This is a genomic window from Vibrio sp. MM46, from assembly GCF_027587135.1.
Taxonomy (GTDB): Bacteria; Pseudomonadota; Gammaproteobacteria; order Enterobacterales; family Vibrionaceae; genus Vibrio; species Vibrio harveyi.
Window position 1 is genome coordinate 1 of record NZ_JAPPTO010000024.1, and the last position, 13864, is coordinate 13864.

Here is a 13864-nt window from a genome sequence, read left to right on the forward strand (position 1 = left end):
TTAACATCTTTATTGAATTTTGATTTTCTATGTTCTCAATTGAACCTATCTTTATCTTCTTATCAAAAGTAAGAGTTTTTTTACTCTCATAACGATCTGAAGACTTATCCTTTTGAAAGGAAAATAAGGTAAAACTAATGACAATTAGCATTATAAAAAAAACAAAAAACCATATATTTTTGGTCATCAACACATCTACAACTCAACAAACATAAATACGAGCAATATAATAAACCCCAAAAATGAATGAAATTGATTTTATAAAAACTTAGACTTACACCTCAAAAAAATACAAAAAATTAATATTTTGGTTTATTTTATAGATAATGCAAATATGATAATAAAATCAAATACAAACATGGCTAGAAATATGAAAAAAATACTATTAGGCGTATTTTGCGCATTACTTTCTTGTAACGGTATAGCTCAAACAAATGCGGGGGCTGGACAAAAATGGTATGGTCCATTCACCATCGATAAAGTAGCTAGGTATTGGGATGGAGCGCATAAAATGTCGGTTCACGTTAATGAAACTCCAGAAACTCCTTGTGCTGTATCTAACACTGAAAAAAAATTCACTTATCAACCTAATAGTGCTGAAACAGCCATGGATATGTTCTCGGCAGTTGCAACCGCTCAAGCACAAAACAAGAGAGTGATGCTTTTGATTGATCGCGCTTGCCACAATGTCCTAGGCTTGAACTTGCACGGTGTCGAGATTTTGAGTGACTAATTGCTTCTCAAAACCGCAAGATCAAAAAAGCCGCTGAATTCAGCGGCTTTTTTATTAAATCTTGTGTCGACCTAAGAGTGAGTGTGACAAGGTTGTCCCATCTACGAGTTCAAGCTCACCACCTACAGGTACACCATGTGCGATGCGGCTGGCGTCGACTTGGTGTTCTTTACATAATTCTGCAATGTAGTGTGCTGTTGCTTCCCCTTCTACCGTAGGGTTGGTAGCAAGGATCACTTCAGAAATATCACCTCGGCGCAGACGGTAGTCAAGAACATCAAGACCAATATCACTTGGACCAATTCCGTCCAGCGGTGATAAGTGCCCCATAAGTACAAAGTATCGACCTGAGTATTGACCGGTCGCTTCTACTGCAGCGATGTCTGCCGGGCTTTCTACTACACAAATTTGACCGTTTTCTTGGCGTTTTGGGTTAGTACAAATATGACAAATTTCTTCTTCAGTGAAGGTACGACACTCGGTGCAATGACCGATTTCTGTCATTGCTTGGCTCAGCGCGTCTGCTAGTTGCAGACCGCCTTTTCTATCACGCTGTAACAAATGAAAGGCCATACGTTGCGCCGACTTGGGACCTACCCCAGGTAGACAACGTAAGGCCTCCATCAATTGTTCCAGCATATGACTGGTACGCATTGAAAATCCGCTTAGTTAGAATTCAGCAGATTAGAATGGCATTTTCATACCTGGTGGTAGTTGCATACCGCCAGTTACAGAAGCCATTTTCTCTTTTTGAGTCTCTTCAACGCGACGTGCTGCATCGTTGAATGCTGCAGCGATTAGATCTTCTAGCATCTCTTTGTCGTCTTCCATCAGACTTTCATCGATTTCTACACGACGCACACTGTGACTGCCAGTGATTGTAACTTTAACTAGACCAGCACCAGACTCGCCAGTTACTTCCATATTCGCGATTTCTTCTTGAAGCTTTTGCATGCGATCTTGCATTTGCTGGGCTTGCTTCATTAGGTTGCCCATACCGCCTTTACCAAACATGTTTATCTCTCTGGTTTAATTAGGTGTTGCATCTGTTAATGGGGTTATCACTTTATGTTTTCAACCCCATTCCGTTCAATTTTTAGATAGGGCGTACACTATCTTTATCAAGCTCTGCTGTAAATCGACGTTCGATGAACTGTACGTGTGGATCGTTTTCTAAACTGATCAGAGCCTGTTGTAATTTCTCTTGGTAGAGCCTATCTCTTAACTCTAGCGGGGTTTCACCATTTTCACCGACATCAATGCTTAAATGGCACTCTTCCCCTAGCACTGTATTGAGAGCATTTAATAACTCGCTCTGCGCTCTATCGGTGTTGAGGTGAGCTTGATTGCCTCTTAATTGTAGTGAAACCGTTGAACCTTCTTTATCAAAGTGCGAGTTCAAAGCCAATTGTTCCACCAATTTAGGTGTGTCCATTTGGCTAATTAGATTCGCCCATTCACTTCTTTCTAGAGATTCATCCACCAGCTTTTGCGCCATTTCTGGCGTTTTTTCATGTTCTAACGCTTGTTTGAGCTGCGTCGGTGTCAGTTCCGTATTGGCTTTCTTTTCGACCGGTTTTGTTGGTCGCCAACGGTATGCCTCATCATCTGGCTCTTGATTTTCAGCTTGAGGAGTAGATTTAGGCGACACCTGCGCAGAATTGCCATGCAATTGCGCTAAACGGTCAATAACCGATTCTTTTTGTGCAGGTGCCGCTTTAGGCTTTTTTGGACCACCAGTCGGAGCCGTTGCTTGTTGTTGTCCTTGACGCTGTGAGCGCAATTGATGGCGTAAACCACTCAAATTACCGCGAGAAGGCGCACTTTGTTGTGGCTGAGACTGTTGAGGAGCGTGCTGCGTTGGCGCAGGATTCTCACTCATTGGTGGAGCCATGTCATATTGCGGTGGTGCCATATCGTATCCACCCTGATACTCAGGTTGATACTGTGGCGCTTCGTTCTGCGTCGCTGGTTGGCTCATCCGTTGAGAAGCTGCATGCTGTGGCGCTGATTGCGCTGGGCGGCTTTGCATCTGCTGCATTGGCGCTTGTGCTGCAGGTGTTTGTTGCTTCGATGGCTGCAGTTGAGGTGATTGCTGCTGTGGAGCAATTTGTGGTTGGCTCACTGTCGCAGTCGGCGCGACTTGAGGCTGCGATGAGGTAGAAATTACGTTTGCGTTGTTATTTGCTGACGGACGGAATGCCATCATACGCAATACAATCATTTCCATGCCGACGCGACCATTTGGTGACAGCGTCAGGTCTTCACGACCTTTCAAGGCGATCTGGTAGTAAAGCTGAACATCTTGCGGTGTCAGAGCTTTACTTAATAATTCAATTTTTTCAGCATCAGGCTGCGATTGGTCCAAAGTCGAAGGCAGAGCTTGGTGCATCGCAACACGATGAAGCTGAGAAGCTAATTGCTGTAGTAACCCATCCCACTCTACACCATTTGATGCGAGTAGTTGGATTTTATCCATCGCTTGTTGAGGTTGCTTACTACTGATTGATTCCAGCAAATGGATAGCTTGGTCTGTATCAATCGTACCCAGCATATGGCTAACGATGTCAGTTTGAATCGTACCATTACCAAGGGCGATAGCTTGGTCAGTTAAGCTCAGTGCATCGCGCATACTGCCATCTGCAGCGTGCGAGATCATGCCAAGAGCTCTTGCTTCTGCAGAGACTTGCTCTTTTTCCAGAATATGGTCAAGTTGCTGATGGATATCATCAACACTGATTGGCTTAAGATGGAACTGCAAACAACGTGACAAAATCGTCACTGGCAGTTTCTGTGGATCTGTCGTTGCCAACAAGAACTTCACATACTCTGGCGGCTCTTCCAATGTCTTTAACAGCGCGTTGAAAGAGTGACGCGAAAGCATGTGTACCTCATCGATGAGGTACACTTTAAAACGTCCGCGCGCGGGTTTGTATTGAACGTTGTCTAACAGTTCACGAGTATCTTCAACTTTAGTACGAGAAGCTGCGTCGATTTCAAGTAAGTCTACAAAGCGACCCTCATCAATCTCACGACAAGTATCACATTTCCCACAAGGGTTAGCAGTGATCCCTGTTTCGCAGTTCAAGCCCTTAGCGAACAGGCGGCCAATTGACGTTTTACCAACGCCTCGCGTGCCACTGAATAGGTACGCATGGTGTAAGCGATTTTGCGCTAACGCGTTTTCCAGAGCAGTTAAGACATGACTTTGTCCAACCACTTGATCAAACTTGTTAGGACGCCATTTTCGCGCTAAAGCTAAATAACTCATTGAATGTATTAGTGTCCTTCAAACTCGCAAATGCTGTATACGTTAAGACCTAGACCTTCTAGGCGCTTATCACCACCAATTTCTGGTAGGTTAATAACGAACGCAGCGTGCTCTAATTCACCGCCAAGCTGACGGATCAGTTTTGTTGTTGCTTCGATTGTACCGCCAGTCGCTAGCAGATCGTCAACAACCAATACTTTATCGCCTTCTACGATTGCATCAGTATGAATCTCTAGCGTATCCACACCGTACTCAAGCTCATAAGATTGAGCCACAGTAGGACGAGGTAGTTTGCCTGGCTTACGCACAGGGACAAAACCCACACCCAGTTCAAGTGCTAGAGGCGCACCAAATAGGAAACCACGAGCTTCTGTGCCGACCACTTTCGTGAAGCCCATGTCTTTGTAACGTTCAACTAATAGGTTAATCGTTGCTTGGTACGCTTTTGCGTCTTCCAGTAGGCTAGTTACGTCGCGGAAAAGAATGCCTGGTTTTGGGTAATCTTGGATGCTTTTGATGCTAGATTTGATCAGCGAAATTGTTTCTGTAGTCATAATACCGATTTACTTAGATTGGCTCATCACCCTCTGTTCTTATCGCAGTATATATGAGGGCAATAAACAATAGGTTTTCAGCGCGACGTACTCATTATTTTAAAAGTTACAGGCGCTGAAAATACAAACGCCCACTCGAAGAGCGGGCACACTATTCTCTACAATCTTAGTGATTTTCTTCTCGGTCAGCAACCAGCTCAGTCACAGGTAGACGCATAAACCAGCTCAGTAAAACGATTAGCATCACTAAAAGCGCAATTTTTACCCAGACAATGGGAGCAACCAGAATAGATACGGTAAAACTGAGCACGATAAATACAGCACCACGCTGCTTCACTTTTCGTGTAACCGCTCGGTGTTTGTGCCAGTTTTCTAACATAGGTCCGAACGTTTTATGCTCATGCAGCCAACGATGAAAAGCAGGACTACCACGCATAAAACAGGCGCTGGCTAATAGAATAAAAGGTGTGGTTGGAAGTAATGGAAGGACGATACCAGCAATGCCAAGTATCATGCAGAGTCCACCAGCAATATTGAAAAAGTAACGCTTAATACGAATGGTGGACTCCAAAAAACAATCGTTTAATTAAAAACCTGCGTAACCGTTCAGTACGCGAATCCAGGTTAGCGTTGCAGGTAAAGTTGGGATCAAAAGAACTGCAATGAAACCTAAAAAGTAAAAAATATTATAAGGCTCTTTAAAATCTTTGTCTGCCATGATGCTTCTTCTCACTTGTTGACTTAGCTTTCTCCCAATTACATATCGTTAAATTATCGTTACGCAAATGGGTCATTATTGTTTTAAGCGCTGACTATACCTTAAACAGCAAACGCTAAACACCAACAAAAAGTAAGGCTATTGTGAGAATGATTATTAATAAGATATAGGATTTTAAACAATAAAAAAAGCAGCACATGAGTGCTGCTCGTGAATTTCTAAATTCATTACATTAAACGATTCAATCGTACAATGTTTAGGCTAAAGCTTGAGGTCCCTAAGCAGCCAATTGAAAGCTGTCCACCTGTGGTAATTGGAAGTTCGCGGGTAATAAAATTCTTCATACTACCATCACCAAGACGATTGCCGGCCGCGATGTGTTGATTAACATGTCCATCAGACCACTGGCTGTCCAGACCTGCCGGCAATATAGAGACTGACGATGATGCTAAATCAGCCACGCCGAACACTGCATTTACTGCACCTGCACACTCTGAACATTGTATGCCCTTTTCAATGATCTCAACCATGTCTTTAAGATCGGCACTAAAGCTTTTTAAGTTGCGTAGATAATCATCAAACAGAGCTCTCACCAGTAATGTGGTTGCTACGCCGTCTTGCTGCAGTGAAGCCGAATCCACAAGGTAGAAAGCAAATTGCCCGTTCATTAACCATCGGTAGTCAAACACCAATGGCATCACGTCTGTCGATTGCAGTAATCGGTACGAGCACTTCCAATCTCCCTGAGAGGTGTCTTTCTCAGGCAATAGAGCGTGCAACAAATCACGCGCTGCATTCGGGTTTTGCTGTAGATACTCAAGATGCCAATGAAGCTCTTGGTCATCTGGCATCTCTCCACCATCATCAACTCGGAACCACTGGCTCGAAAAATCTCGTTGTTCAGCAAAGTGGCAGTCCGAATCTTCCAGCGTATTGTCAATCGCTTGAGAGAGATGGTGATAATTTCCAATAGGTTTTGGTAGGAAGTCTTTGATACCAAATCGAAGCGCTTTTGCCACGTCAGACATTTCGTCTGTACCTGACACCACGATCAATGGCATCGATGGATATTCTAGGCTTACTTCCTCCACAAACTCGATTCCGTCTAAAACGGGCATGGATAAGTCGCATAAGACAAGGTCAGGCTCGCACTCACGCAATTGCTGCAGTGCTTCTAAACCGTTTTCAGCTTCTACTACCTTGTAACCCTGACTTTCTAAATAGGCACTAGTTACTCTACGAAATATGGGGTCATCGTCCACCAACATGATGAGCTTGTGATTGACCACTTCCTGCGCCGAGACCATTGCCGTTTGACCGTGAGTCTTAAACATACCTTTGCACCTCACAAAGCTCAGTCAAAAAACAAATTTATACGTTATTATTTTTGTTGTATTCACATCTTACAAAACGTTGTGCAGCAAGACGTCAGGCCCTTTCACCTTGTTATAAACCGTAGCCTTAAATTGACGTTTATACAAATATTCCATGGTTTATCAGTATTTACTAAGAGCGTCCTGCTGTGTTCAAATGGTGCAACATGTTGACTTAAAGCAAACTTTGATCACAAAGTTAATTATAAATTAGCCATAAACGGTAATTTAATGTGTCTGGAAATATGAAATTAGATGATCTAAACCTGTTTCGATTGGTTGTCGAAAATGGGAGCTATACCGCAACTTCGCGAAAAACCATGATTCCGGTGGCAACCATCACCCGACGCATTCAAGCGCTAGAAGACTCTGTCAATCTTCGATTGCTGAACCGTCATGCGCGTAAGCTTTCTCTCACTGAAGCTGGAGAACGCTTTTACCATGAATGCTCACCTCTGCTGCAACGCCTAACCTCGACAGCTGAGGAAATTACGGATGACTGCCGCGGTGCATCGGGCAAAATCAAAATTTCTGCGCCGTACAATCTGACGAAGCGCATGATGATGCCAATGTTCAATTCGTTCATGAAGCAGTACCCAGATATCAACATTGAGTTGACGACGGAAAGCAATGCGGATCAACTTGATCCGACCGAATGGGACGTGATCTTCCGTGTCGGTCCGCAACGTGATTCAAGTCTGATTGCACGCAAAATTGGTGAAGTAAAAGATATTTTGGTTGCAAGCCCTGACTACTTAACGGCGAACCCAGCTCCAAATCACGCTGAGGAGCTTTCTAACCACTCTTTGCTAAAAGGCTCACCGCTTATCAAGTGGACACTGATTAACAGCAAAGGAGAGTCTGTGGTGAACGTAGAGCGCGGTCGTTTTCAAGCAAACGCACTTAACGTGGTTCGTAGCTCTTGTTCAGAAGGTTTAGGTATTACTTTGATGCCTGACGTGATGATCAAAGAGTACATCGAAAGCGGCGATCTTGTGCGCGTACTACCAGATTGGAGCGCAAACCCGCGTGACATCTACATGCTCTACAACCACAAAGACCACTTACCTGAAAAGGTACGCTTATTCATCGACTTCGTAATTGCTTACAACATTCACTAAGCTAAAAACATAAGCCGATAGAAAACAAAAACCAGAGCCGAAGCTCTGGTTTTTTTATCTCTTGAGAAGTGCGATTTAAGCGCCTTCGTTGTGCAACTCTAAGTTTGCTAGGTCTTGCTGGATTTCGCGCTGTGTTTTCGCATCATCGTTGCGCAGACCATCAAGGAAATCCAGATATTGCTGGTCAATATCACCCGTCACGTACTCACCGTTAAATACGGATGTATCAAACGTAGTGATGTCTTGGTTACCAAGACCAACTGCCTCGACTAAATCATCGAGACGTTGATAAATCAGAGCATCCGCACCGATTTGCTTGCAGATGGTCTCGTTATCGCGTCCATGAGCAATCAGTTCTGTCGCACTTGGCATGTCGATACCGTAAACATTCGGGAAACGAACTTCTGGCGCGGCAGAAACCATAAACACTTTGTTCGCACCGGAATCACGAGCCATCTCAATGATCTGCTCTGAAGTCGTACCACGTACGATAGAGTCATCGACTAGCAGAACATTTTTGCCCTTGAACTCAGAGCGGATCGCATTGAGCTTGCGACGTACCGACTTCTTACGTTGCTGTTGTCCCGGCATGATAAAGGTACGACCTACGTAACGGTTTTTCACAAAACCTTGGCGGTATGGCTTATCAATCGCTTGAGCAATTTGCAGTGCGATATCGCAAGATGTTTCTGGAATAGGAATAACCACGTCGATGTCTAAATCTGCGTAGTCTTCGCTGATACGCTCACCGAGCTTCTTACCCATTTCAACACGAGCACTGTACACTGAAATCTTATCGATGAATGAATCTGGACGAGCAAAGTAAACGAACTCAAAAATACATGGGTTCAGCTTAGGGTTGTCAGCACACTGCTTAGTGTATAGCTCACCATCGAATGTCGCGTAAATTGCCTCACCAGGCGCAACGTCGCGAACAAAATCGAAGCCAACAGCATCCAATGCGACAGATTCTGACGCCACCATATACTCGGTTCTGCCGTTTACTTCTCGCTTGCCAAGACAAAGAGGACGAATGCCGTGAGGGTCACGAAATGCAATCATACCGTGACCAATGATCATCGCTGTTACTGCGTATGCACCGCGAATAGTGCGATGCACATTAGTCACCGCGCGGAACACGTCTTCAGAAGTTACGTTACCTTTAACGGTGTCGATTTCATGAGCCAGTACATTAAGAAGCACTTCTGAGTCTGAAGTGGTGTTGATATGGCGGCGGTCTTTTTCAAACAGTTTCTGACGAACTTCATGAGCGTTTGTCAGGTTACCGTTGTGGGCAAGTGTAATACCGAAAGGAGAGTTTACGTAGAAAGGTTGAGCTTCTGAGGCGCTTGAGCTACCTGCAGTAGGGTAACGAACATGACCAATACCCACCTCACCTTGCAAGCGTTGCATGTGTCTTGCTTCGAACACATCCTTCACTAAACCGTTCGCCTTGCGCAGACGAAAACGATTGCTTTCTATGGTACAAATACCAGCGGCATCTTGGCCACGATGCTGTAACACCGTTAACGCGTCATAAATAGACTGGTTTACAGGCGTTGTGCCCACGATTCCAACAATACCACACATGTCCTAATCCTCGATTTGCGACAGTAGCTGGCACTACTAGATAGTGCCAGACAGAAAACTTGATGTTGCTTTTAAATGCTCGAAGAATGGGGCGATGATACGGCTGAACTCAGGGACCAACTGTGACTCTTTCCACCAATCCGAGCTTGGGAATGCAGTAAACGCATCCATAAAAAACAGCACCGCAGAAACAATCAGTACTCCGCGTAAACCACCAAACACCACACCGAGAATTCGATCGGTTCCTGATAGCCCTGTTTTTTGTACCAGTTGACCAATGACGTAATTCACCACTGCACCAACCACTAGGGTTGCGACGAATAACGCCGCAATTGCGGCTCCGTTTCGAAACATTTCATCTTCGATGTTGGTGAAGTACACCGCCAATTTGGCGTAGTAGTTACTGGAGATAAAAAATGCTCCGAACCAAATCACCAAAGACAAAGCTTCTTTAGCAAAACCGCGAACTAAACTGATCAGAGCTGAAAATCCGATCACACCTAAAATGACAAAATCTAACCAATTCATGTTTTCTTCATCTTAAGTTGGCGCGCATTTTAACAGAAAAAATGCTGACGCAAACGTTTTCTTATGGATTTAATGGCTTAAATTTAAGCAATTGACCTTTTGAGCCTGTAATTTTTTGTAATTCCTTGACCTGTCGTTCAAGTTTACTTTTTGATACATCAGGACCAACAATTACTCGAGTAAAGGTATTCTCTTTTTTTACATGAGCTTGATACCCGCGCTTCTGTAAATCCTCTACTAATGCAACTGCATTCTCATGATTTTTCAGTGCCATCAATTGAATGATCCAAGCCGAATCCTCATATTGATTTTTTTCTTCAACCGGACGAACAGCGACCTCTACCTTTTCAGGCTGCTTGTTCGCGTGTTCAGGTTGAGTGGCAGGCTCTGTTTTTGGTACAGAAACGTCAGCTGGAGACACTTCAGATTCATCCACCGTCGCAGTTACCGGAGATTCTGGTAACGAAACGTTGTCTTCTTCAGGTTCCAAGATTTCAAAGTTTTCCACATCGCTATCAAGTTCTGGTTTGATAGGAATGCTGGCAAACTCTTCTTTGTAGTGCAGTTTCTTACCATCTAGGACGTCAGGGAGCACAATGACCCCCACCGCTACTAGAATGATGGTGCCGACTAAACGACTTTGGAATTTACTTGCCATCAAATTACCTTTGATTACTCATTATTTGATTGCCAATGCTCCAACACCTCGCCCACAGTATGGAAGGAACCAACCACCAAAATGACATCGTCGTGAGCTGCGTGAGTCTTCGCGCTCTCAAACGCCTCTACTGGAGCTTGGAACTCAACTTGACCTTGAGGTAAGTATTGGCACAGTTCATCTGCTGTCGCTGCTCGTGGACCTGTCAGCGATGCTGGATACCATTGCGTTGCAATTGGAGTTAATGCTTCGATTGTTGCTTTGATGTCTTTATCGTGCAGCATAGCAACCACAACGTGGATGTTCTTATCCGCGTATTGACGTTTCACCTTCTCAACCAAGTATTCAGCTGAATGAGGGTTGTGTGCAACATCAAGGACGATTTCCGGACCCGTTTGCAAAACCTGCATTCGGCCAGCCAAGCGAGCATTATTCAAGCCATTAACGATATTAATGTCAGTGATTTGCAATTCTGACGCGCCGAGAGCCATTAACGCTGTTGCTGCATTCGGTAACGGTAGAGATGGCAATGGCAGCTCTTCTAAATCAAATGCGCCACTGCTCCACTTCCAACCTTTCTCAGTTACCTGGTAATCAAATTGAATACCGACTTGGAAAAACTCAGCTTGAATATCATCAGCATGGGCAGCAACCGTCGCTGGCGGTGTTGGCTGACCACAAATTGCAGGCTTGCCCGCACGGTAAATACCGGCTTTCTCGAAGCCAATCACATTGATGTCATCGCCCAGCCAATCAACATGGTCGATAGCCAAGCTAGTGATCACAGACACGTCATGGTCAACCACATTAGTCGCGTCTAAGCGTCCACCTAGACCAACTTCTAACAGGACCACATCCACTTTCTCAACTTGGAAAATACGAAGCGCCGCTAACGTACCAAATTCAAACAAACTTAGGCTTATCTCGCCACGCTGTTTTTCGATGTAATCGAACGCCTCACAGTGTTTGCTATCTTCTGCATCGACGCCATTGATACGTACTCGCTCATTGTAGCGAATCAGGTGTGGTGAACTGTAAACACCGACAGAGTAACCGGCATCTAATAGAATGGCTTCCATCAACGCACATGTTGAGCCCTTGCCATTGGTGCCGGCAACAGTAATCACAGTAGGAGCTGGTTTGGTAAGGTTAGCCTTTTGCGCTACCGCTTGAACGCGGTCTAAGCCAAGGTCAATCGCTGAAGTGTGGAGATTTGTTAAATAATCAAGCCACATCGTTAGAGGAGATGTGGCTTGAGGAATAGAGTTTTGGGTCATCTAACTTTAACCATTAATTTCTTTGGTTTTTATGTTAGTTGATACTTTACCCTTTTTCGTCCGCTTCTGGTACAGAATATGGCTCTTCATTTGGAGATTCGTTAACCGAAACCACCATAGGAGACTTGTGGTTAGTTAGCTTAGCTACTAGACCACCCACACGCTGACGCATTTCACGACGGTCAACGATCATATCGATCGCACCATGCTCAAGAAGGAACTCGCTACGTTGGAAGCCTTCAGGAAGATCTTCACGTACTGTCTGTTCAATTACACGGCGACCAGCAAAGCCGATAAGTGCTTTAGGTTCACCAATATTGATGTCACCTAGCATTGCCAAACTTGCTGATACACCGCCCATTGTTGGGTCAGTCAGTACAGAGATGAATGGCAAGCCTTTCTCAGAAAGACGCTCAAGTGCCGCACTGGTTTTCGCCATTTGCATTAGAGACATCAACGCCTCCTGCATACGCGCACCACCACTTGCTGAGAAACAAACAAGTGCACAGTTGTTTTCAATTGCTGCTTCTACTGCTTTTACAAAGCGCGCACCAACAACAGAACCCATTGAACCGCCCATGAAAGAGAACTCAAAAGCACACGCCACTAGTGGCATGCCCAACAATTCACCTTGCATTACGATCAGTGCATCTTTCTCACCACTGCTCTTTTGTGCAGCAGAGATACGCTCTTTGTAGCGTTTAGAATCTTTAAACTTCAGTTTATCTTGCGGCTCAAGCTCAGTACCAAGTTCCACACGGTTACCTTCATCTAGGAATGTTTCTAGACGACGGCGCGCTTTCATACGCATGTGATGGTTACACTTAGGACAAACTTCTAGGTTACGCTCAAGCTCAGCGTGGTATAAAACCTGCTCACAAGAAGTACATTTGGTCCACACGCCTTCAGGAATAGAAGCTTTACGTGAACTTACTAGGTTGCTTTTCTCTAAAATCTTTTCAAGCCAACTCATGGAAGACCTTTTCTCTCAACTCTTCCGCTTCATTGCGAAAGATATAAATTCGGGAATATTGCGGATGGATTAAAACATATCTTGCCGCGACTGTAGATAAAAAACTGGTTGTACCTATTTTTGATATCATTAATAACGCACAGTTTCAGCACGTATCCAGCCTAAAGTACCGATATTTTGAAACAAAATCGCAAATTTAGTTCAAATTATCTGGCAAAAACAACGGACCGATCGGCACTCGTGGCAATCCAAACTCTTCTGGGTAGTCCACATCCACCAAATATAAGCCTTCAGCTTTGGCGGTCGCGCCTGCTAATTTGCGGTCTTTCGCTTCTAGTAGCCATTTTATCCATTCTGGTTTTTCTTCACCACGACCCACTTTGATCAAGCTACCGGTGATGTTTCGCACCATATGATGAACAAATGCATTGGCTTTGATATCAATCACGATGTAGTCACCATGACGAGTTACGTTAAGGTGCATCAAGTTACGGAATGGGCTCAATGATTGGCAATGCGCAGCACGGAATGAGCTAAAGTCGTTCTCACCCAATAGATACTGCCCTGCTTCATGCATTTTCTTCTCGTCGAGTTCACCATGGTAGTGGCTCACCCCAGAATTCAAAATACCTGGACGCAGTGCATGATTGAAGATGATGTAGCGATAACGACGCGCAGTTGCAGAGAATCGAGCATGAAAGTCATCGTTCACTTCCACTGCCCAGCGGACAGCGATATCACTTGGCATGTTTGCATTTGCACCCATAGTCCAAGCCACCATTTTACGACTCACGTTGGTGTCAAAGTGAACAACCTGACCAGTGCCATGCACACCAGCGTCTGTACGACCTGCACACTGAACTTCAACAGGGTGATTAGCTACCACAGACAATGCTTTTTCTAGCTCTTCTTGGACGCTTTTCACTTCTCTTTGACGTTGCCAGCCAAAGTAGTTTGTACCGTTGTATTCGATACCTAATGCGATTCTCATTTTAACCTTCGAACTCTAAAATGGGGCGGGAAGTATATACGTAAGTCCTTCCAGATACAAAAAGGGCAGCGTTTGCT

General features: G+C 44.5%; 16 protein-coding genes. 2 read left to right on the plus strand and 14 right to left on the minus strand.

What is annotated here, in order from left to right; genetic code table 11:
• Positions 1–187, minus strand: a 187-nt coding sequence (locus OH459_RS21870; protein WP_269988711.1) for a hypothetical protein, incomplete at its 3' end; no start/stop codon positions are given.
• Between the two features lie 183 nt (positions 188–370).
• Between OH459_RS21870 and OH459_RS21875 the strand changes: the two genes are divergently transcribed.
• A complete protein-coding gene (locus tag OH459_RS21875) occupies positions 371–733 on the plus strand; it encodes a hypothetical protein (protein WP_147270063.1) in 363 nt (120 codons plus the stop codon).
• 54 nt (positions 734–787) lie between these two features.
• Here the strand turns inward: OH459_RS21875 and recR are convergent, their stop codons facing one another.
• The 7 genes from recR to OH459_RS21910 all read right to left on the minus strand — a co-directional run bounded on the left by recR (position 788) and on the right by OH459_RS21910 (position 6610).
• On the minus strand, positions 788–1387 hold the full coding sequence (gene recR / locus OH459_RS21880; RefSeq protein ID WP_017817816.1) for a recombination mediator RecR: 600 nt from the start codon (positions 1385–1387) through the stop codon (positions 788–790).
• A gap of 30 nt (positions 1388–1417) precedes the next feature.
• The gene (locus tag OH459_RS21885; RefSeq protein WP_005432961.1) at positions 1418–1747 is read right to left on the minus strand and encodes a YbaB/EbfC family nucleoid-associated protein; all 330 of its coding nucleotides are present in this window, start codon (positions 1745–1747) and stop codon (positions 1418–1420) included.
• A gap of 82 nt (positions 1748–1829) precedes the next feature.
• A complete protein-coding gene (gene dnaX / locus OH459_RS21890; RefSeq protein WP_269988716.1) occupies positions 1830–4004 on the minus strand; it encodes a DNA polymerase III subunit gamma/tau in 2175 nt (724 codons plus the stop codon).
• Positions 4005–4012: 8 nt separating this feature from the next.
• Positions 4013–4558, minus strand: a complete 546-nt coding sequence (apt, locus tag OH459_RS21895) for an adenine phosphoribosyltransferase (RefSeq protein ID WP_005452085.1) — start codon at positions 4556–4558, stop codon at positions 4013–4015.
• A 166-nt stretch (positions 4559–4724) separates the two neighbouring features.
• Positions 4725–5129: a YbaN family protein gene (locus OH459_RS21900; protein ID WP_005452088.1), complete on the minus strand. Its 405-nt coding sequence runs from the start codon at positions 5127–5129 to the stop codon at positions 4725–4727.
• A 15-nt stretch (positions 5130–5144) separates the two neighbouring features.
• Positions 5145–5276 (minus strand): hypothetical protein, encoded by a 132-nt coding sequence (locus OH459_RS21905; RefSeq protein WP_005452089.1) that lies wholly within the window; start codon positions 5274–5276, stop codon positions 5145–5147.
• Between the two features lie 227 nt (positions 5277–5503).
• Complete coding sequence (locus OH459_RS21910; protein WP_005452090.1) at positions 5504–6610, minus strand: response regulator; 1107 nt, start codon at positions 6608–6610, stop codon at positions 5504–5506.
• A 284-nt stretch (positions 6611–6894) separates the two neighbouring features.
• On the opposite strand from OH459_RS21910, the gene OH459_RS21915 reads away from it, so the two are divergent.
• Entirely contained in the window at positions 6895–7770 is an 876-nt protein-coding gene (locus OH459_RS21915) for a LysR family transcriptional regulator (RefSeq protein WP_005452091.1), read from the plus strand.
• A 75-nt stretch (positions 7771–7845) separates the two neighbouring features.
• Here OH459_RS21915 and purF read toward each other — a convergent pair whose 3' ends face one another.
• From purF to truA, 6 genes are all read right to left on the minus strand, one after another.
• Positions 7846–9360 (minus strand): amidophosphoribosyltransferase, encoded by a 1515-nt coding sequence (gene purF, locus OH459_RS21920; protein ID WP_009698549.1) that lies wholly within the window; start codon positions 9358–9360, stop codon positions 7846–7848.
• Positions 9361–9396: 36 nt separating this feature from the next.
• Positions 9397–9888: a CvpA family protein gene (locus OH459_RS21925; RefSeq protein ID WP_005432921.1), complete on the minus strand. Its 492-nt coding sequence runs from the start codon at positions 9886–9888 to the stop codon at positions 9397–9399.
• A gap of 61 nt (positions 9889–9949) precedes the next feature.
• Positions 9950–10546 carry an SPOR domain-containing protein gene (locus OH459_RS21930; protein WP_049536866.1) on the minus strand — a complete coding sequence of 199 codons (597 nt, stop codon included), beginning with the start codon at positions 10544–10546 and terminating at the stop codon, positions 9950–9952.
• Between the two features lie 14 nt (positions 10547–10560).
• A complete protein-coding gene (folC, locus tag OH459_RS21935; RefSeq protein WP_269988719.1) occupies positions 10561–11823 on the minus strand; it encodes a bifunctional tetrahydrofolate synthase/dihydrofolate synthase in 1263 nt (420 codons plus the stop codon).
• 46 nt (positions 11824–11869) lie between these two features.
• Positions 11870–12796, minus strand: coding sequence for an acetyl-CoA carboxylase, carboxyltransferase subunit beta (gene accD, locus OH459_RS21940; RefSeq protein WP_005452095.1), 927 nt, complete (start codon positions 12794–12796; stop codon positions 11870–11872).
• Positions 12797–12992: 196 nt separating this feature from the next.
• Positions 12993–13787: a tRNA pseudouridine(38-40) synthase TruA gene (gene truA, locus OH459_RS21945; RefSeq protein WP_005452100.1), complete on the minus strand. Its 795-nt coding sequence runs from the start codon at positions 13785–13787 to the stop codon at positions 12993–12995.
• Positions 13788–13864: the final 77 nt, after the last annotated feature.